This window comes from Nocardia tengchongensis (assembly GCF_054781395.1).
On the sequence record NZ_BAAGUM010000019.1, the window covers coordinates 91,883 to 109,768 of the forward strand.

19 protein-coding genes are annotated in these 17,886 nt (G+C 69.6%); 8 read left to right on the plus strand and 11 right to left on the minus strand.

Going from position 1 to position 17,886, the window contains the following annotated elements; translation table 11 throughout:
• Position 1: 1 nt before the first annotated feature.
• On the minus strand, positions 2–1,213 hold the full coding sequence (locus tag ACYVKL_RS36020) for a pyridoxal phosphate-dependent aminotransferase (protein ID WP_379172842.1): 1,212 nt from the start codon (positions 1,211–1,213) through the stop codon (positions 2–4).
• Between the two features lie 93 nt (positions 1,214–1,306).
• On the opposite strand from ACYVKL_RS36020, the gene ACYVKL_RS36025 reads away from it, so the two are divergent.
• The gene (locus tag ACYVKL_RS36025; protein ID WP_379172844.1) at positions 1,307–1,930 is read left to right on the plus strand and encodes a winged helix-turn-helix transcriptional regulator; all 624 of its coding nucleotides are present in this window, start codon (positions 1,307–1,309) and stop codon (positions 1,928–1,930) included.
• Between the two features lie 111 nt (positions 1,931–2,041).
• Positions 2,042–2,725 carry an SIMPL domain-containing protein gene (locus ACYVKL_RS36030; RefSeq protein WP_379172846.1) on the plus strand — a complete coding sequence of 228 codons (684 nt, stop codon included), beginning with the start codon at positions 2,042–2,044 and terminating at the stop codon, positions 2,723–2,725.
• A 14-nt stretch (positions 2,726–2,739) separates the two neighbouring features.
• On the opposite strand, the gene ACYVKL_RS36035 is transcribed toward ACYVKL_RS36030, so the two are convergent.
• The 3 genes from ACYVKL_RS36035 to ACYVKL_RS36045 form a co-directional block, all read right to left on the minus strand.
• The gene (locus ACYVKL_RS36035) at positions 2,740–3,549 is read right to left on the minus strand and encodes a hypothetical protein (RefSeq protein ID WP_379172848.1); all 810 of its coding nucleotides are present in this window, start codon (positions 3,547–3,549) and stop codon (positions 2,740–2,742) included.
• A gap of 164 nt (positions 3,550–3,713) precedes the next feature.
• Complete coding sequence (locus tag ACYVKL_RS36040) at positions 3,714–5,330, minus strand: class I SAM-dependent RNA methyltransferase (RefSeq protein ID WP_379172850.1); 1,617 nt, start codon at positions 5,328–5,330, stop codon at positions 3,714–3,716.
• Positions 5,327–7,315 (minus strand): APC family permease, encoded by a 1,989-nt coding sequence (locus ACYVKL_RS36045; RefSeq protein ID WP_379172853.1) that lies wholly within the window; start codon positions 7,313–7,315, stop codon positions 5,327–5,329. Before ACYVKL_RS36045 ends, ACYVKL_RS36040 begins: the two co-directional genes overlap by 4 nt.
• Before the next feature lie 234 nt (positions 7,316–7,549).
• On the opposite strand from ACYVKL_RS36045, the gene ACYVKL_RS36050 reads away from it, so the two are divergent.
• The gene (locus ACYVKL_RS36050; RefSeq protein WP_213556565.1) at positions 7,550–8,215 is read left to right on the plus strand and encodes a potassium channel family protein; all 666 of its coding nucleotides are present in this window, start codon (positions 7,550–7,552) and stop codon (positions 8,213–8,215) included.
• A 16-nt stretch (positions 8,216–8,231) separates the two neighbouring features.
• The gene (locus tag ACYVKL_RS36055; protein WP_379172855.1) at positions 8,232–8,918 is read left to right on the plus strand and encodes a potassium channel family protein; all 687 of its coding nucleotides are present in this window, start codon (positions 8,232–8,234) and stop codon (positions 8,916–8,918) included.
• Positions 8,919–9,010: 92 nt separating this feature from the next.
• Here the strand turns inward: ACYVKL_RS36055 and ACYVKL_RS36060 are convergent, their stop codons facing one another.
• The 3 genes from ACYVKL_RS36060 to ACYVKL_RS36070 all read right to left on the minus strand — a co-directional run bounded on the left by ACYVKL_RS36060 (position 9,011) and on the right by ACYVKL_RS36070 (position 11,162).
• Positions 9,011–9,592 carry a sigma-70 family RNA polymerase sigma factor gene (locus tag ACYVKL_RS36060; RefSeq protein WP_379173155.1) on the minus strand — a complete coding sequence of 194 codons (582 nt, stop codon included), beginning with the start codon at positions 9,590–9,592 and terminating at the stop codon, positions 9,011–9,013.
• 296 nt (positions 9,593–9,888) lie between these two features.
• On the minus strand, positions 9,889–10,527 hold the full coding sequence (locus ACYVKL_RS36065; protein WP_379173157.1) for a DUF3159 domain-containing protein: 639 nt from the start codon (positions 10,525–10,527) through the stop codon (positions 9,889–9,891).
• A gap of 242 nt (positions 10,528–10,769) precedes the next feature.
• On the minus strand, positions 10,770–11,162 hold the full coding sequence (locus ACYVKL_RS36070) for an OB-fold nucleic acid binding domain-containing protein (protein WP_379172857.1): 393 nt from the start codon (positions 11,160–11,162) through the stop codon (positions 10,770–10,772).
• A 165-nt stretch (positions 11,163–11,327) separates the two neighbouring features.
• Here ACYVKL_RS36070 and ACYVKL_RS36075 point away from each other — a divergent pair, with 165 nt between their 5' ends.
• Positions 11,328–12,044, plus strand: a complete 717-nt coding sequence (locus tag ACYVKL_RS36075) for an alpha/beta fold hydrolase (protein WP_379172859.1) — start codon at positions 11,328–11,330, stop codon at positions 12,042–12,044.
• Positions 12,045–12,275: 231 nt separating this feature from the next.
• Here the strand turns inward: ACYVKL_RS36075 and ACYVKL_RS36080 are convergent, their stop codons facing one another.
• Both ACYVKL_RS36080 and dut read right to left on the minus strand, forming a co-directional pair.
• Positions 12,276–13,121 (minus strand): DUF3710 domain-containing protein, encoded by an 846-nt coding sequence (locus tag ACYVKL_RS36080; protein WP_246598727.1) that lies wholly within the window; start codon positions 13,119–13,121, stop codon positions 12,276–12,278.
• Between the two features lie 5 nt (positions 13,122–13,126).
• Positions 13,127–13,624, minus strand: a complete 498-nt coding sequence (gene dut / locus ACYVKL_RS36085) for a dUTP diphosphatase (protein WP_379172861.1) — start codon at positions 13,622–13,624, stop codon at positions 13,127–13,129.
• Between the two features lie 79 nt (positions 13,625–13,703).
• Here dut and ACYVKL_RS36090 point away from each other — a divergent pair, with 79 nt between their 5' ends.
• On the plus strand, positions 13,704–14,198 hold the full coding sequence (locus ACYVKL_RS36090; RefSeq protein WP_379173159.1) for a DUF3093 domain-containing protein: 495 nt from the start codon (positions 13,704–13,706) through the stop codon (positions 14,196–14,198).
• 192 nt (positions 14,199–14,390) lie between these two features.
• Here ACYVKL_RS36090 and ACYVKL_RS36095 read toward each other — a convergent pair whose 3' ends face one another.
• On the minus strand, positions 14,391–14,693 hold the full coding sequence (locus tag ACYVKL_RS36095) for a DUF4193 domain-containing protein (protein WP_040859007.1): 303 nt from the start codon (positions 14,691–14,693) through the stop codon (positions 14,391–14,393).
• Positions 14,694–15,157: 464 nt separating this feature from the next.
• Here ACYVKL_RS36095 and cei point away from each other — a divergent pair, with 464 nt between their 5' ends.
• Positions 15,158–15,835: an envelope integrity protein Cei gene (gene cei, locus ACYVKL_RS36100; RefSeq protein WP_379172863.1), complete on the plus strand. Its 678-nt coding sequence runs from the start codon at positions 15,158–15,160 to the stop codon at positions 15,833–15,835.
• A gap of 177 nt (positions 15,836–16,012) precedes the next feature.
• Here cei and ACYVKL_RS36105 read toward each other — a convergent pair whose 3' ends face one another.
• On the minus strand, positions 16,013–16,954 hold the full coding sequence (locus ACYVKL_RS36105) for an inositol monophosphatase family protein (protein WP_379172865.1): 942 nt from the start codon (positions 16,952–16,954) through the stop codon (positions 16,013–16,015).
• Positions 16,955–17,040: 86 nt separating this feature from the next.
• Between ACYVKL_RS36105 and ppgK the strand changes: the two genes are divergently transcribed.
• Positions 17,041–17,799, plus strand: a complete 759-nt coding sequence (ppgK, locus tag ACYVKL_RS36110; RefSeq protein ID WP_379172867.1) for a polyphosphate--glucose phosphotransferase — start codon at positions 17,041–17,043, stop codon at positions 17,797–17,799.
• Positions 17,800–17,886: the final 87 nt, after the last annotated feature.

Sequence of the window (17,886 nt, forward strand, 5' to 3'; positions counted from 1 at the left end):
CCTACTGCTTGTAGGTCGCCAGGAAACGTCCGATGCGCTCGATGATCGCTTCGAGCTCATCGGCGTGCGGCAGCGTCACGATCCGGAAGTGGTCGGGGCGCGGCCAGTTGAAGCCGGTGCCCTGCACGATGTGGATCTTCTCGCGTAGCAGCAGGTCCAGGACGAACTGTTCGTCGTCGTGGATCGGGTACATGTCCAGGTCGATGCGCGGGAAGGCGTACAGCGCGCCCTTGGGTTTCACGCACGAGATGCCCGGGATCGCGTTGAGCGCCTCCCACGCGCGGTCGCGCTGTTCGCGCAGGCGGCCGCCGGGCAGGGTCAGGTCGTAGATGCTCTGGTGCCCGCCGAGGGCGGCCTGGATCGCCTGCTGGGCGGGGACATTCGCGCACAGGCGCAGCCCGGCCAGCATGGTCAGGCCCTCCAGGTAGTTCTCGGCGTGCTCGATCGGGCCGGAGACCACCAGCCAGCCACCACGGAAACCGGCCGCACGGTAGGACTTCGAGAGCCCGGAGAAGGTCAGGCACAGCACATCCGGGGCCAGGGCGGCGGTGGCGGTGTGGACCATGTCGTCGTAGAGGATCTTGTCGTAGATCTCGTCGGAGAACACCACCAGGTTGTGGCGGCGCGCGATCTCCAGCATCTGGCGTACCACCTCGGGCGAGTACACCGCGCCGGTCGGGTTGTTCGGGTTGATGATGACCAGCGCGCGGGTGCGGTCGGTGATCTTGGACTCGATATCGGCCAGATCCGGCATCCAGTCCGCTTGCTCGTCACAGATGTAGTGCACCGGGCGGCCGCCGTTGAGCGCGGTGGCGGCGGTCCAGAGCGGGAAATCCGGTGCGGGGACCAGGACTTCGTCACCGGTCTCGAGCAGCGCGGTCATCGCCATCATGATCAGCTCGGAGACGCCGTTGCCGAGGAAGACCTGCTCGACGTCGAGCTCGGACAGACCCAGGGTCTGGTAGTACTGCACGACCGCGCGGCGCGCGGACAACAGGCCCTTGGACGAGGAGTAGCCGCTGGACTGCGGCAGATTGCGCACCATGTCCTGCAGGAGCTCGGCGGGCGCCTCGAAGCCGAAGGTCAGCGGGTTGCCGGTATTGAGCTTCACGACGTGATGCCCCTCGGACTCGAGCCGTGCGGCATGCTCGGCGACCGGCCCGCGGATCTCGTAGGACACGCCCGCCAGCTTGCTCGACTGCTTCACCTGCATGAACGACCCCTTCTCGGTGTGGTTGCCGCACACTCTACTTGGAAATTCCAAGTTTGCACTTTGTTTTTCCAAGTTGTTGGTTACAGTGGGATCGTGCCACGCCGAAGCTACGACCACTACTGCACCGTGAGCCGCGCCCTCGACATCGTCGGCGACCGGTGGAGCCTGCTGGTGGTCCGCGAATTGTGTTCGGGCCCGCGCCGCTACAGCGACCTGTTCGCCGACCTGCCCGGCATCAGCACCGACGTGCTCGCCGCGCGACTCAAGGACCTCGAGCGTGACGGGATTCTCATCAAACGCCGCCCACCCGCCGCAGCGCCGGGCCGCAGCGGACCCCGCGCCGGCACCGCCCTCTACGAACTCACCGACGCCGGCGCGGCCCTGCGCCCGGTCCTCGACACCCTCTCCGCCTGGGGCACCACCCAGCTCGGCGAGCAACGCGCCACCGACGCCGTCCGCGCCCACTGGTTCGCACTGCCCCTGGGCCGCGCCGTCGCCGAAATCGTCCACACCGGCACCGTGACCGTCCGCATCGGCGACACCGCCTTCCACTACGTCATCACCGACACCGGCCTCACCCACCACGACGGCCCCGCCGACGCACCCGACCTCGACCTGCGCCTCGACCTCGCCGCCGCGAGCGAGATCGCCACGGGGGCACGCACACTCGCCGAAACACTCTCCGAAACCGCCGACTCCACACACCCGGCGGGCTGAACCCGGACCCGGTGCACCGCGCGGCCGAACGGTCCGCGCGGCACGGACGGGGAGTCGACGGGCGTCGGTAGCATCGGCTGGGTTGCGCCCGCACCGACCGAGGAGGACCCCGTGACCAGTGATAACGCCGGCACCATCACGATGATCGGATCCGGCAGCGCCGGGGCCACACCGGACATCATGCGGGTATCCATCTCCGTGGAAACCCGCGCCGACACCGTGGCCGTCGCCTACGCGCGCGCCGGGGAACGCGCGGACGCGGTCATCGCGGCCCTGCACGGGGATGGCGTGCAGGGGCGCGACATCAGCACCAGCGGGCTCAGCGTGCGCGCGGAAACCGTTTGGACGGATGGGAATCGGGAGAAGCTGGTCGGATACACGGCCGGGACTTCGCTGACCGTGACGCTGCGCGACGTCGCCGGGCCCGAAGGAGAAGCCAAGGCGGGCAACGACGGCGGGCCCGCGGCGACCATCGCGCACGCGGTCGCCGCCGGGGGCGACGACGTGCGGCTGGGCGGGCTCACCCTGACAGTGGCCGACGAGGAATCGCTGATGATCCGCGCCCGCGACGCAGCCTGGGACCACGCGGTCAGCAAAGCCGAACAGTACGTCTCACGGGCGGGCCGCAAGCTCGGGCCGGTGCTGGAGATCACCGAGAACATCTCCGGACCGACGCCCCCGCCGCGCATCGCTTTCGCCGCCGACATGAAGGCCGCCGCACCCCGCGCGGTACCCGTGGAACTCGGCGAGAGCGAGATGACCGCCAGCATCCGCGTCACCTGGCAACTGGGCTAGCACCGCAACGACACTCAGTGCTGGACCTGGGCCAGCAGCGCGGTCGCGTGGATCACAGTGAGCTGGACACGGAATCGGCTGGCGTCGGCGCGGGTTCGGTGCGGGTAGGGGTCCGCGGCGGTCAGGGCGCGCAGGTCGTGCAGCAGGCGGGTGCCCTCGGCGATGGTGAGGCGGCCGGTGTCGACCAGGTGACGGACATTGCGGGTGCCGTCGAGATCGCCGGTGCCAGTGGCGTAGGCGGTCACCTGCAGCAGAGCCGCGCGCAGACGCTTCTCGCAGGCCGGAAAGCGGCCCCGGCCATAGTGTTTGACGGCGGCGCGGAGATGGTCGAGGGCGGTCTGCTGGCCGCGCACCTCCAGTTCGGTCTCGAGCAGGGCGACCCGGTCGGCGAAACGGACCGGCAGGGTCGCGGTGGGTTTGAGGCGACAGCGCACCGTGCCGTCCAGCCCCTCCCCCGGCACCCGATCGACTTTCACGCGATAGCCGTCGGCCAGCAGCGCCTCCCGCAGCCGCGGCATCCACGCCGGAAGCAGCTTGCGCTGCAACGACTCCCCCTGCAGGAACCGCGCCACCGTCACCTCGACCAGATCCAGCAGCGCCCGATCCGCCTCCGCGTTGCCGCCCGACGCCGCCATCCGCGCCCCGTACACCGGACCCACCAACCGGCCCCAATAGCTGTCCGCGTTCACCCACAGATCGACCTGATACTCGGGCCGCTTGAGATCCACCCCCAGCAGCAGCGCCTCGAGCGAGTGGAACTTCGACTGATCGGCGTAGATCAGCTCCAGGACCGACGCCAACGTCGGGTCCGACAACGTACTCATGGGCCACATCTTGGCGCACGCACCGAATCCCGTACCCGCCAGCCCATCCGGCTGCCGGGGCACGCCGATTCCGCGCCGCGGTTGTGCCACAACAAGATCAGGGAGCCGTCGGCGCGGGAATACGACGACATCCCGTGCACACAGCTCCCTGATCTCGAAACCCGTCAGCGCTCGAACGCAGCCACACATTCGACGTGGTGGGTGCCCGGGAACGCATCGAAAACACGCAGCGCGACGGGGTGATATCCGGCCGCCTTGTACAGGCCGACATCGCGCGCGAAAGAGGCCGGGTCACAACCGATGTGGACGATGCGGCGCGGAGACCGCTCGCTGAGCGCGTTGATCACGTCCTTGCCCGCGCCCGCCCGCGGCGGGTCCAGCACCACGACGTCCGGCGCGGCCTCGGGCTGTTCGACGATCCACCGCTCGACCCGCTCGGCGGTCAGGTCCAGCCACGGCAGGTCCCGCAAGGCCGCGCGCCCCTCGGTGACCGCGGTGCGCGCGAACTCCACACCGTGCACCGCACCGGTTTGGCCGACTTGATCCGCGAGCCGAGCCGCGAATACACCCACACCGCAATACAAGTCCCACACCAGCGATCCGGGAGCGGCGTCGGCCCACTCGGCCACGACATCCGAATAGCACTGCGCCGCACCGTAATGCGGCTGCCAGAACCCCGTCGCCGACAACTCCCAACGCCGCCCGGACACATACTGCACCGCACGACCGGTCCCATCGACCACCCGCTCGGTCCGCGCACTGTGCGCCGCGGCCCGCCGCGCCGCCGTACTACGCCGATCACCCTTGCCCCGGCCGGAACCGCCTGCGCCGCCGCCCCTCTCACGCCGCGCAGGCTCTCCGCCGTGACGGTCCTCGGCAGGCGCGAGCTCCACGAGATGCCGCATCCCGTCCCCGTCGACAGCCACCACGAGATCGGCTCCCGGAGTCCATCGCCGCTCGGCGATCCCCTCCAAGGCCCCCGCCATCGGCTGCGGACACCGCAGATCCGCCATCACTTCGGTACTCCGATACCGGTGCACCCCGGCCCGCCCTTCGGCGTCGACCACGAGTCGCACCCGGCTCCGCCATCCACCGGCATACGCATCGGCCGACCACTCGGCGCCCGGCAGTTCCGCCGACACCGGGTCGGGCTTTCCGACGACACCCGGCCGCGCGAGCAGGTCGCTCGCCACATGCGTGGCCACACCGCCGATTCGGCCCGGTGCGACACCGCCCGCCGGATGCACCGCAGCAGCGCGCGAACCGGATTCGGCCGGATTGGCGAGCAAGGCCGCACTGAGATTGGTCGTCACGCGGCCGGCGCGGCCGGGACTGCCGGGCGGTGCGATCAGGCCGGTGCGGGAATCCTGTTGTGCTGCCGCACCGGTCGGCAGGCCGAACGGGACCGGGATCGGTTCGACGGTGAAGTCCGGTTCCCAGTCCGCGAGGCGGCGGAGCTGGTCGGCGACGACCTGGTGTTTGAGGGCGCGCTGGGCTTCGGGAGTGGCGAAGGTGAAGTCGCAGCAGCCGGCGCCGCCCGGGCCGGAGACCGGGCAGGTGGCGTCGATGCGGTCGGGTGAGGGGTCGAGGATATCGATGGCGTCGGCGCGGCAGAAGGAGCCGCCGCGATCCTCGGTGACCAGGGCGCGGACCAGTTCGCCGGGCAGGCCGTGGCGAACGAACAGGACGCGGCCCTCGTGGCGGGCCACGCAGAAACCGCCGTGGCCGGGCGGGCCCAGCCGGACCTCGAAAACCTCGCCGTACCAGTCGGGTCCGCTCATGCCTCATCTCCGAAACCGCGACGCACCGAGCCGGGGGCGTTGACCACGCGGGCGGGCTGGCCGCGGCCCGCGGAGGAGGACAGCTGCCAGGGGACGCTGGTCACCATCACGCCGGGCTCGAACAGCAGGCGGCCCTTCAGGCGCAACGCACTCTGGTTGTGCAACAGTTGCTCCCACCAGTGGCCGACCACATATTCGGGGATGAACACGGTGACCACGTCGCGCGGCGACGCCTTGCGGACGCGCTTCACGTAATCCATCACCGGCTTGGTGATCTCGCGGTACGGCGATTCGATCACCTTGAGCGGCACCGCGATATCGCTGGCCTCCCACTCCCGCACCAGCGCGCGGGTATCGGGCTCGTCGACGTTGACCGTGATGGCCTCGATGGTGTCGGGGCGGGTGGCGCGCGCGTAGGCGATGGCGCGCCGGGTCGGCATGTGCAGCTTGGACACCAGCACGATGGAATGGGTGCGGCTGGGCAGCACCCCGTCCCACTCGGCCTCGTGGAGTTCCCGTGACACCGAGTCGTAGTGGCGGCGAATCAGTTTCATCAGGCCGAAGATCGCCGCCATGGTGATGATCGCGATCCACGCGCCGGCCAGGAACTTCGTGACCAGCACGATGATCAGCACGGTCGCGGTCATGGTCAGGCCGATGGCGTTGATCACCCGCGAACGCTTCATGCGGTTGCGCTGCGCGGGATCGGTCTCGGTGCGCAGCAGCCGGGTCCAGTGCCGCAGCATGCCGGTCTGGCTCAGCACGAACGACACGAACACGCCGACGATGTAGAGCTGGATCAGGCGCGTCACCTCCGCGCCGAACAACACCACGAACGCGATCGCCGCACCCGCCAGGAACAGGATGCCGTTGCTGAACGCCAGCCGGTCACCGCGGGTGTGCAGCTGACGCGGCAGGAAGCGGTCCTGCGCCAGAATCGAACCCAGCACCGGGAAGCCGTTGAAGGCGGTGTTGGCCGCCAGCACCAGGATCAGCGCGGTGACGATGGTGATGAAGTAGAACCCGGCCGGGAAGCCGGAGAACACCGCGCCCGCCAGCTGCGCGACCAGGGTCTTCTGCTCGTATCCGGCCGGAGCGCCGATCAGGTCGGCGGTGTCGTGGGCGTAGACGATGCCGACCTTCTGGGTGAGCACGATCATGCCCATGAACAGCGTCACCGCGATACAACCGAGCAGCAGCAGGGTGGTCGCGGCATTGCGGGACTTGGGTTTGCGGAAGGCGGGCACGCCGTTGCTGATCGCCTCGACACCGGTCAGCGCCGCACAGCCGGAGGAGAAGGCGCGGGCGATGAGGAACACGAACGCCAGCCCGAACAGATGCTCGTCCTCGGCCTTCAGCCCGAACCCGTAGGACTCGGCGTGCACGGTCTGCCCCAGGAAGATCCGGACGAAACCCCAGATCAGCATGACGAACATGCCGATCATGAACGCATAGGTGGGAATCGCGAACGCCGTGCCGGACTCGCGCACACCACGCAGATTGATGGCGGTGAGGATCACAATCGCGCACACCGCGAACAGCACCTTGTGCGTCGAGACGAACGGCACCGCCGACCCGATATTGGACGCCGCCGAGGAGATCGACACCGCCACCGTGAGCACGTAGTCGACCAGCAGCGCACTGCCGACCGTCAAGCCCGCGGTCGGTCCCAGGTTCTTGGTGGCGACCTCGTAGTCGCCGCCACCCGAGGGATAGGCGTGCACGTTCTGCCGGTAGCTGGCCACCACGACCGCCATCACCAGGGCGACCGCCAGGCCGATCCAGGGGGCGTAGACGTAGGCGGACAGCCCGGCCACCGACAGCACCAGGAAGATCTCCTCGGGGGCGTATGCCACCGAGGACAGGGCGTCCGAGGCGAAGACCGGGAGGGCGATCCGCTTGGGTAGCAGCGTATGACCGAGCGAATCACTGCGGAATGGGCGGCCGACCAGCATGCGCTTGGCGGCCGTCGTCAACTTCGACACTCCTGGCAGCATAAGGCAGTCCGGGAGCGGCCGTGTTCGCGGCGCGACGCGGGTGCCCCGCGACCGTAGGGTGACGTCGGAGGGTGTGAGGTTTTCCCGGTTCCGGTTTGAACATGTTCCGGAGGGGGAAAGTGCCCGCAGTGAAACTCGAGCGGTACGGTTGCCACCCGGCCGAAGTTTTCCAGCAGGTGGCAACCAGACCGCACCACGGTTTTCGGGAATGGGGTTCGTACGGTGTACGTCGTGATCATGGGATGTGGGCGGGTCGGTTCCTCGCTCGCCCGCGCCCTCGTGCGCATCGGCCATGAGGTCGCGGTGATCGATCAGAACTCGAGCGCCTTCCTGCGCCTGGGCCGCGATTTCCCGGGCCTGTGCATCACCGGCGTCGGGTTCGATCGAGATGTGCTGACCCGGGCCGGAATCGAACGCGCCGGAGCCTTCGCCGCGGTGTCCTCCGGCGACAACTCCAACATCATCTCCGCCCGCGTGGCCCGCGAGACCTTCGGCGTCGAGCGCGTGGTCGCCCGCATCTACGACGCCAAGCGCGCCGCGGTGTACGAACGCCTGGGCATCCCCACCATCGCCACCGTGCCGTGGACCACCGACCGGTTCCTGCGCACCCTGGTCGCCGACCAGTCCACCACCACCTGGCGCGACCCCACCGGCACCGTCGCCGTCACCGAACTCGACGTGCACGAGAACTGGTACGGGCGTTCGGTGCACGACCTCGAGGAGGCCATCGGAGCACGCGTGGCCTTCGTGATCCGCTTCGGGCAGGGCGTGTTGCCCACCGGCAAGTCCATGCTGCAGGCCGACGACCTGGTCTACATCGCCGCCACCTCCGGCACCGTGGGCGAAGCCGTCGCCCTGGCCGCCAATCCCCCTGCCCCCGAGCACTGATCGTGAAGGAAGCCCGATGAAGGTAGCCATCGCCGGGGCCGGAGCCGTCGGACGCTCCATCGCCCAGGAACTGCTGCGCGGCGGCCATCAGGTCATGCTGCTCGAACGCCGCCTCGACCACATCGACCCCACCAGCGCGCCCGCCGCCGTCTGGACCCACGCCGACGCCTGCGAGCTGGAAACGCTCGAAGAGGCCGGGCTGGAAACCTACGACGTGGTCATCGCCGCCACCGGCGACGACAAGGTGAACCTGGTGTTCTCGCTGCTCGCCAAGACCGAATTCGGGGCCGATCGGGTGGTCGCCCGCGTCAACGATCCCCGCAACGAGTGGCTCTTCGACTCCTCGTGGGGCGTCGACGTCGCGGTGTCCACGCCGCGGCTGCTCGCCTCGCTCGTCGAGGAAGCGGTGTCGGTCGGCGATCTGGTGCGGCTGATGACGCTGCGGCAGGGTCAGGCCAACCTGGTCGAGATCACCCTGCCCACCGATACCCCCTTGGCCGGCAAGGCCGTTCGCACCCTCACCCTGCCCCGGGACGCCGCCCTGGTCACCATCCTGCGCGGCGGGCGCGTCATCGTCCCGCAGGGCGACGACCCGCTCGAAGGCGAGGACGAACTGCTGTTCGTCACCTCCGTGGAGGCCGAGGACGACCTACGCAAGGCGCTCGGCGCCAACGGCTTCGGCTCGACCGCCGCCCCCGCCTGATCGCACGCGAACCGAAACAGCTCCGGATACGGCAATGGGCCGGGCGCACCCCCTGCGCCCGGCCCATTCGCCGTATTTCATTCCCCGAACTCTCAGGACGCCTCCCGCAGCTCGGCGCGCAGCCGGTTGAGCGCGCGGTGCTGCATCACCCGCACCACGCCCGGGCTGGTGCCGATGGCCTCGGCGGTCTCGGCCGCCGTCCAGCCGAGCACGATCCGCATGACCAGCACCTCACGGTGGGTCGAGGACAGCACCTGCATGAGGTCGCGGGTCGCGCGGCGGGTCTCCATCGCCAGCGCCCGCTCCTCCGGGCCTGCCTCGGTGTTCGGGGCGTCCGGGAACTCCGCGACCGGGTAGGCCGGGTGCAGCTGCGCCCGCCGGAACGCGTCGGCCACCTTGTTCGCCGAGATGCCGTAGACGAAGGCCAGGAAGGACTTGCCCTGGTCGCGGTAGCGCGGGATGGCCTGCACCGTCGCCAGGCAGATCTCCTGCGCCACATCGTCCGCGGTCACGTGCAGGTGACCCGCCCCGCCCAGGCGAGCCGCGCAGTAGCGGCGCACCAGCGGGTACACGATCTTGAGAATCTCGGAGACGGCCGCGCGGTCACCGGCGGCGGCCGGGCCGATCAGCATCTCCAATTCCGCTGCGGCACGCCGGGATTCCGATGTCGCCACACTGCCGGACTTGCTGCCTCCCCGCCCCACCGGGTGCCGGCGCGAGGCTGCCGTCTGCACCGCGATCGCGAGCCCCTCGCCCCGATCCTGCGCTGCCACTGCCTTGCCGTCGGTAACCACTCCGCGTTCCTTTCTCCGTAGCCTGTTAGAGCTTCTGAGAAAGATCGTGCTCGCCGGGAGGCCGCCGAAATAGGCACCCCAGGGGTGGGTTGGTCACCCCCTCCCGTCCCCCGATGGCCCCGAAGGTGTTGCGCGGCGAAGGTTTAGCGCGATAAGTGCCCGAATCGGACGACTGTCTAGACGGTGGAATCGGGGGCGGCGCCCCGGCCCTGACCGGCCTCGGCCTGGCCTTCAGCGGCCTTCGCGGCGGAAGAGGGCAGGTGACCGGCCTTGCGCACCGCCCAGAACGTCACCAGCGCCGCCACGGCGGTCAACGGCCAGCCCATGCCGATCCGCGCCACGGCCAGCAGACCGGTGCTGTTGGCCGCGTACAGGTGGTTCTGGACCAGGTAGCGGGCCACGAACACCAGCGCCCACACCGCCGTCGCGATGTCGTAGAGACGCATCGCGCGCTTGTCGGAGCGCCACCCGGTGCCGTGCCCGTTCAGCGCACCCCAGATCACGCCCGCCAACGGCCAGCGCACCACCAGGGACAGCAGGAACGCGCCGCCGTACACCAGGCTCGCGTAGATGCCGAACAGGAAGAAACCCTTCGCCTCACCCATCCGGTAGGCGATGAACGCGCACAGGCCCACCCCCAGGAAACCCGAGATGGCGGGCTGGATCGGACCGCGACGCACCAAGCGCCACACCAGGATCGCCGCGGCCACGCCCAGCGACGCCCAGATGGCGGCGGTCAGGCCGCGCAGCGAATTCACCGGCACGAACACCAGCACCGGCAGGGAGGAGTAGATCAGGCCGGACAGGCCGCCCATCTGCTCGAGCAGGGTGGGTTCGGGCTCGTCGGCGCCGTCACCGTGCTCGGTGTCGGCGGCGCGCTCGGCGTCGACCAGCGCCTGCATATCGTCGTCCAGCAGGGCGTTCTCCAGGCGAAACGGCGGCTCGTCGGCCGCTGCGGCCGGATCGATGCGAACCGTCGGTGGATCGAAGGCCGCCGCACCGTAGGGCTCGGCGGGATCGCGGCCCTCGCCGCTGCTGGTGGGGTTCGGCATGAGTGTCAGGAATTCCCGCGCAGTTCGTAGTAGGGGTTGTAGATGACCTTGCCGCCGTCACGTTCACCGACACGGCCGCGGACCAGAATACGACGGCCCGGTTCGATTCCGGGGATACGACGCCTGCCGATGAAAACCAGCTCGACGCTGTCGGTGCCGTCGAAGAACTCGGCGGCCACCTCGGCGCCGCCGGCCTTGGGACAGGCCTCCACGCTCCGGAGCCGGCCGACCATGGTGACTTCCTCACCACGCCGACATTCCGATGCCCGGCACGCACCCGACGCCTCCGACGTCTCGGCGAGCTCCTCGGCATCCAAACGATCCAGGTCCTCCGTCAGTCGGCGGCCGAGCCGCCGGAAATAGCCTGACGGGGTGTCCTTCCCACCCGAGGATGGCATCTCGCACGCTCTCCTGTAGAGCTCGACGGCGTGGGTCTCACGTCGTTCGTTCCTTCCACGGCAACCGGACGGTTTGCCACCCGGGCGCTCGTGGCCGTACAAGGGCCACTGTAGATGGGACGGGCTGCACCCGCCACGCGCGCCCGCCCCCGCTACAGTCGGCCGGTGCCCGATCTTCCACGTCCGGCGGTCGCCGTCGCCCTGCCCGGGACCGGTTCCGACGCCCATTTCGCCCGCCGCGCCTTCGGATCCGCCTGCGCCGCACTGGATCTGCCGTTCCTGGCGGTCGAACCGGACCCGCGCCGGGTGATCGACAGCTACCGGGCCGCCCTCGACGCCGCGGCCCGCTCCGGGCCCGTCCTGGTCACCGGGATCTCCCTCGGCGCGGCCGTCGCCGTCGACTGGGCCGCCCAGCACCCCGAGTCGGTGTACGGCGTGGTCGCCGCGTTGCCCGCCTGGACCGGCGCCGACACCACCGGCTGCCCCGCGGCCCTGTCCGCCGCCGCCACCGCCACCCAGCTGCGCGCCGACGGCCTAGACGCCGTCATCACCCGCATGCGCGAATCCAGCCCAGCCTGGCTCGCCGACGCCTTGACCCGCTCGTGGACCTCCCAGTGGCCCGACCTGCCCGCCGCCCTCGAAGAGGCCGCGAACTACGCCTGGCCCGAACCCGAACTCCTGGCCCAGGTCACCGCCCCGGTCGAAATCATCGCCGCCGCCGACGACCCCGTGCACCCCTTCGCCGTGGCCGAACGCTGGACCGCGCTGCTCCCGCACGCCACCCTGCACACCATCACCCTCGACGAACTCGGCGCGGACCCTTCGATCCTCGGCGCCCGCGGCATCAACGCCCTACTCCCCCGCCGCATCCCCGCACCCTGACCCGAATCCTGGCCCGGCACAGTGCAACTCCCGCAGTCCCGAGCCGAACGGCATCGGATCCAGGGTCCGGGCCCGACTTCTGGAATCGCAGCGCTGAGACACCATCCCGAGTACAGACCGCCACCCGATTCAGCCGATAGCGAAATGGGGCGCCGCCACAGTGGCGGCGCCCCATTTTCGTTGCGCGTTACAGCCGAATCCGGGCCGGGAATCCCGGCCCGGAGAGTTCGGTCAGTTCAAGCCCAGCTGCTGCATGGCCGAGCCCTCCGCGCCGCGGCGCGGTTCGGTGGGGGCGGCCTCGGGCTGGTAGGCCGGGCCGCCCTGCATGGCGTCCATCTGGGCCTGCATGGCCTGCTGCTGGGCGGCCAGCTGCTGCTGGTGGGCGGCGGCGAGCTGGTCGGCCAGCTCCTGGGGTAGGACCACCGGGAGGGGTTCGCGCACCGGTAGCGGCTCGTCACCGCGCCGGACCACGGTCTCGCCCATGACCGCGCGGGCGGCGGCGACCAGCGGGGTGTTCTCGTCGGCCGCGCCGGTCGGGCCGGCCGCGACCAGGCGGACCATCCAGCGGTGCCCGTCCACGCCGATGAAACGCAGATCCGCGCCCTGGGTGACGGCGTGCAGCTCACGACCCCACGGGCCCTGCACCACCGACACCTGCGCGCCGTCCTTGCGCAGCGTCTCGGCCAGATCGGCTGCCACCGAACGCCATTGGCCCGCCGACTTCGGCGCGGCGTAGGCCGCCACCGTGATCCGGCCGTGCTGGGTGGCCAGGTGCACCGCCTGCGGGGTGCCGTCGGGGGTCATCTCGACCTGCAGCTGCCCGCCCGGCGGCACCGGCACGATGACCGACCCCAGGTCCAGGCGCTGCTCGGCGATCGCCTCGAGGCGGTCGGCCACGTCCTCGTAGTCGTAGGGGCCGATCTCCGGGCCGCGCGCGGGGGCCGGCTCGTCACCGAATTCGTCTGCCTCGTCGACTGTTTCGTCGTACTCCTCGTACTCGTCGTACTCGGTGTACTCGTCGTCGTACTGCGGCGCGTCGTCTCTGTCGCCGCCCTTGCTCTTCTTGCGTCCGAACACCATCGTCATGCCTCCTTGCCGGTCGCCTGACCCACCCCGCCGGACTGCGCGAGGCTGGCATGCCCACCGCTGGATCCGTATCCTCCCGCGCCGCGCGCGGTGTCGTCGAGTGCCTGGACCTCGACGAAGTCCACCAATTCGACCTTCTGCACGAGCAGCTGGGCGATGCGATCGCCCCGCCGGAGCTCGATGGCGGTGCGCGGATCGTGATTGATCAGGCACACCTTGATCTCACCGCGGTAGCCCGCGTCGACCGTGCCGGGGGTGTTGACAACCGACAGGCCCGCCTTGGCGGCCAGACCCGACCGCGGATGGATCAACCCGACCGTGCCGATCGGCAGCGCCACCGCGATGCCGGTGCCGACCAGCACCCGCTCGCCCGGTTCGATGATGATGTCCTCGGTAGTGCACAGGTCCACGCCCGCGTCGCCCTCGTGAGCACGCGTCGGTACGGGGATGCCGGGATCGAGCCGCAGCAGGGGAATAGGTGGAATACCGGTCACGTGGGCCGAGCCTACGCGTTCGACCGCTCAGTCATTGACCTAGTCTGATGTCGTGTCCGACCAGCCCCCTCAGGTGACCATGGAACCTCAGCCGCAGACCAAGCCCCTCTACACCGAGCGCCTCTGGGTGCCGCTGTGGTGGTGGCCGGCCGCGCTCGTCGTGACCGGGCTGCTGGCCGCCGAGATCCACATGGGCGCACCGGGTGTGCGGGCCTGGCTGCCGTACGTGCTGCTGTTCCCGGTCGCGGTGTGGGTGCTGCTGTGGTTCTCGCGCCATCGCCTGTACGTGACTCCCGACGCCGAGGGCGTGCCGGAACTGCGCACCGATCGCGCGCATCTGCCCGCGACCTTCGTCAAGCGGGCGGCGCCGGTTCCCACCAGCGCGAAGAGTGCGGCGTTGGGTCGACAACTCGACCCCGCCGCCTTCGTCCAGCATCGGGCCTGGATCGGGCCCATGGTGTTGCTCGTCCTCGACGATCCCGAGGATCCGACGCCGTACTGGCTGGCCAGTACTCGCCATCCGGAACGCGTGATTGCCGCGCTCGGACTACAGAACGCGGCCGAAACATCCTGATCCTGCCGGGCACTGGCTGGTCAGGCAGTGCCCGATGATCCGGAACGCGTGATCGCCGCACTCGGCCTGGAGAACGCGGCCGAATCGGCCTGATCTCCCGAAACCATCTACTGAGAAGTACTGCGCGGTCCGGTCCGGACCGCGCTCGGCGAACCGAGCGCGGGCTGGCCGGACACGCTCTGCGAACCTTGCCTAGGCGGCGCAGTCCATGCAGATCAGCTGACCGCCGGCCTCACTGGCCAGACGGCTGCGGTGGTGCACCAGGAAGCAGCTGGAACAAGTGAACTCGTCCGCCTGCTTCGGGATGACCCGGACCGAGAGCACTTCCTCGGAAAGGTCCGCGCCGGGAAGCTCGAACGACTCCGCGGTATCGGATTCGTCGATATCCACGACGGCGGACGCGGCCTCGTTGCGGCGAGCCTTCAGCTCCTCCAGCGAGTCCTCCGAAACATCGTCGGATTCATTGCGCCGCGGTGCGTCATAGTCGGTTGCCATGTCGTCTTCCCCTCGTCCTCACTCCGTGTATCCCGGACCGGCACCCGTCCGCCCGACTCCTCGCGGAGCCGGATCGGCTGGAATGCCGCCCGCCCGTGGTGTACGTCACGCGTACACCGGTCACAGATCCAGGCCGGATAGTCCTCATCCACACTGGATCGCGCTCGGTCAACGCAGGACATGCCCTTGTTGTTCCCGAAATCGAACCCCAGATTCCCCTGGGTTGTACGATCTGGGCCGCCAGACAATAGCGGACCCCGGGACCAAAGTCGCAATCAAAACCCGCGCGAGTTGAAAAAGAGGGTTAATCGTCACCGGCGGGGGTACTGATCGAGACCTTCCGCACCGTCTCGAGACCTGTCCGCCACCTCGGCGGGGCCCCGGCGCGACCCGCCCGCCACACCGATGCCCGACTTGCCGAGACCGTTCACGCGGTAGTCCCGGCGTTTTCGTAGAGTGTGGGCGTGGTTTCACTGATCACCCAAGGCAAAACGACCGATCCCACGGGACGGAACTTCATTCGCCGACGCTGGGAACCCTGGGCGGCAATGGTCGGGGTCATCGCCCTGATCTGCGTCGTCGTGTGGTTCAAGGCGCTGACGACCAGCGAGGGTGACCAGGGCGCGATGGCCTGCAACTCCCCCAGTCCGGCCTCGAGCACGTCGGCGCCCGCGCCCGCCCCGCTCGGCGAACGGGTGTCGGCGTCGCGGCTGCGCGATGTGCAGCCGGCCGCCCTGGCCGCGTCGAAGGTGCGGGTGTTCAACGCCAACAACCAGCGCGGTCAGGCCGCGCATGTGGCCTCCGAGCTGGGCGATCTCGGTTTCGCGAGCGCGCCGGACGTGCAGATCGGCAATGACCCGGTCTATGTGAACGGTGATCTGGAGTGCACCGGGCAGATCCGGTTCGGCGTCAAGGGACGGCCCGCCGCGGCCGCGGTCCAGCTGGTCGCGCCGTGCGCCGAGCTGATCGAGGATCAGCGACAGGACGAGACCGTGGACATGGTCCTGGGCTCGCTGTTCCGCGACATCCGGCCCGGTACCGACGCCGAAGAGGTGCTGCGGGCGCTGAAGAATCCGACGCCGGGCACCGCGCCCGCCGTCGACCCGAGGCTGCTGGAAGCCGCCCGGCACGCGAAGTGTTGAGAATCTCTTTTCCGGGGGCGCGGCTCTGACCGCTCGGGCGCCGTCGCGAAACTCGTGCCGTCGCATTCGAATAGATGTCTCCGGATGAACGAACCGCCGCGACCTTCTCGGTCGCGGCGGTTCTTTGTGTGTGGCTCGCGGCCGGTCACCCGGGCCGCGCGGCCGTCCAGCCCGCTGTCAGGAAATCGGGATAGGGGTGGTGACATCGAACCGTTCGAACAGGCCGAAAAGCTCGTCCGCGATGGCGGGCGCCGCCGCCGACACCAAATCGCCTGCCGCGCCCGGCGAGTCGAGCCGGGGCGGCAGGATCAGCCGCGCGCCGGCCTCGGTGGCGATGAGCGCGCCCGCGGCCCAATCCCACAGGTTCAGGCCGTGCTCGTAGTAGGCGTCGGTGCGGCCCTCGGCGACCGCGCACAGGTCCAGGGCCGCCGAACCGAAGCGGCGGATGTCGCGGATGTGCGGCAGCACCCGGCCCACCAGCTCACCCTGCCGGGTGCGGCGCTCGGTCGCGTACGCGAAACCGGTGGCGACCAGCGCCATCGACGCCGCGTCAACCCGGTTGGCATGCAAGGCAACCGGAGCGCCGCCCGGTGCGGCGCCGTCGGGGCTGGAGTCCGCGCGATGCGCGCCCAACCCGAGGCCGGCGCTGTAGGTGACGGCGTGCGCGACGTCGGCGACCGCGCCCGCGACCGGGCGGCCGTCGCGCACCGCGGCCACCGACACCGAGTAGGACGGGATGCCGTAGACGAAGTTGACGGTGCCGTCGATGGGGTCGACCACCCAGTGCACGAGTTCCGGGGCGTCGGCGATGGCGCCGCCGTCCTCCTCGCCGACCACCAGGTCGCCGGGGCGCAGTTCGGCGACCAGCTTGCGGACCAGCTGCTCGGTCTCGGTGTCGACGATGGTGACGGGGTCGGTGGGGGTGCTCTTGGACTGCACGGCGTCCGTCGCGTGCGCGCCGGGTCCGAAGACCTGCGGGCGGCGCTCGCGCACGTGCGCGGCGGCGGTCTCGGCGAGAAGCACCGCGACGCGGCGCAGTTCGGCTATGTCTGAAGTGTCGGTGTTCGTGGAGTCGGCGGGGGCGATGGAAGTGAAATTCGATTCCGGCACGAGCTCCATCGCAGCACAGATCCGGCATCGCGCGCATTAGGCTTGTCGTGCACGACACAGGGCGCAGGTCGAAGGGGAAGAACGAGGTGTGGTCCATGTCCGATCCCGGGCACGCGTTCGGCATCGATATCGGTGGCAGCGGCGTGAAGGGTGCCGAGGTCGATCTCGCGACCGGTGAGCTGGTGTACGAGCGGATCAAGATCGCCACCCCGCATCCGGCCACCCCGAACGCGGTCGCCGAGGCGGTGGCCAAGCTGGTCGCGCAGGCCGGCTGGGAGGGCCCGGTCGGGATCACCATGCCGAGCGTGGTGCTGCACGGCCAGGTGCGCACGGCCGCCAATATCGACAAGACCTGGGTCGGCATCGACGCCCGGCATCTGTTCTCGGTGGCGCTGGGCGGCCGTGAGGTGACGGTACTCAACGACGCGGACGCCGCGGGCATGGCCGAGGACCGGTACGGCGCGGCAAAGGATCTCACCGGTTTGGTCGTGTTGCTCACCTTCGGCACCGGTATCGGCTCGGCGGTCATGTACAACGGCGTGCTGATGCCCAACAGCGAGCTCGGGCACATCGAGGTGGACGGCCGTGAGGCCGAGCATCGGGCCGCGGCGTCGGTGAAGGATCGGGTCGGCATGAGCTACCCGGAGTGGGCGTTGGAGGTGTCCAAGGTGCTGGTCACCTTGGAGAACCTGTTCTGGCCGAACGTGTTCGTCGCCGGTGGCGGCATCAGCCGCGATTATCAGGAGTGGATTCCGTTGCTCACCAACAGAACCCCCGTGGTGCCTGCCGCGTTGCGCAATACCGCGGGCATCGTCGGAGCGGCCATGGCGGTGTCAGCCGGTATCGCACCGTAAGTAAGCTGGTTCGATCGTTACAATGGAACGCATGCCCGGCGGTGAGCCGGAAACCGACACCGGCACGAGAGCCGGCTTATCCCCCCG

What these genes read in the sequence shown, in the direction of transcription:
- ACYVKL_RS36020 (WP_379172842.1), bottom strand. Translation starts at nt 1,213, where the DNA reads ATGCAGGTGAAGCAGTCGAGCAAGCTGGCGGGCGTGTCCTACGAGATC.
- ACYVKL_RS36035 (WP_379172848.1), bottom strand. Translation starts at nt 3,549, where the DNA reads ATGAGTACGTTGTCGGACCCGACGTTGGCGTCGGTCCTGGAGCTGATC.
- ACYVKL_RS36040 (WP_379172850.1), bottom strand. Translation starts at nt 5,330, where the DNA reads ATGAGCGGACCCGACTGGTACGGCGAGGTTTTCGAGGTCCGGCTGGGC.
- ACYVKL_RS36055 (WP_379172855.1), top strand. Translation starts at nt 8,232, where the DNA reads ATGAAGGTAGCCATCGCCGGGGCCGGAGCCGTCGGACGCTCCATCGCC.
- ACYVKL_RS36065 (WP_379173157.1), bottom strand. Translation starts at nt 10,527, where the DNA reads ATGGGCGGCCTGTCCGGCCTGATCTACTCCTCCCTGCCGGTGCTGGTG.
- ACYVKL_RS36070 (WP_379172857.1), bottom strand. Translation starts at nt 11,162, where the DNA reads ATGCCATCCTCGGGTGGGAAGGACACCCCGTCAGGCTATTTCCGGCGG.
- ACYVKL_RS36090 (WP_379173159.1), top strand. Translation starts at nt 13,704, where the DNA reads ATGGAACCTCAGCCGCAGACCAAGCCCCTCTACACCGAGCGCCTCTGG.
- ACYVKL_RS36095 (WP_040859007.1), bottom strand. Translation starts at nt 14,693, where the DNA reads ATGGCAACCGACTATGACGCACCGCGGCGCAATGAATCCGACGATGTT.
- ACYVKL_RS36105 (WP_379172865.1), bottom strand. Translation starts at nt 16,954, where the DNA reads ATGGAGCTCGTGCCGGAATCGAATTTCACTTCCATCGCCCCCGCCGAC.
- ppgK (WP_379172867.1), top strand. Translation starts at nt 17,041, where the DNA reads ATGTCCGATCCCGGGCACGCGTTCGGCATCGATATCGGTGGCAGCGGC.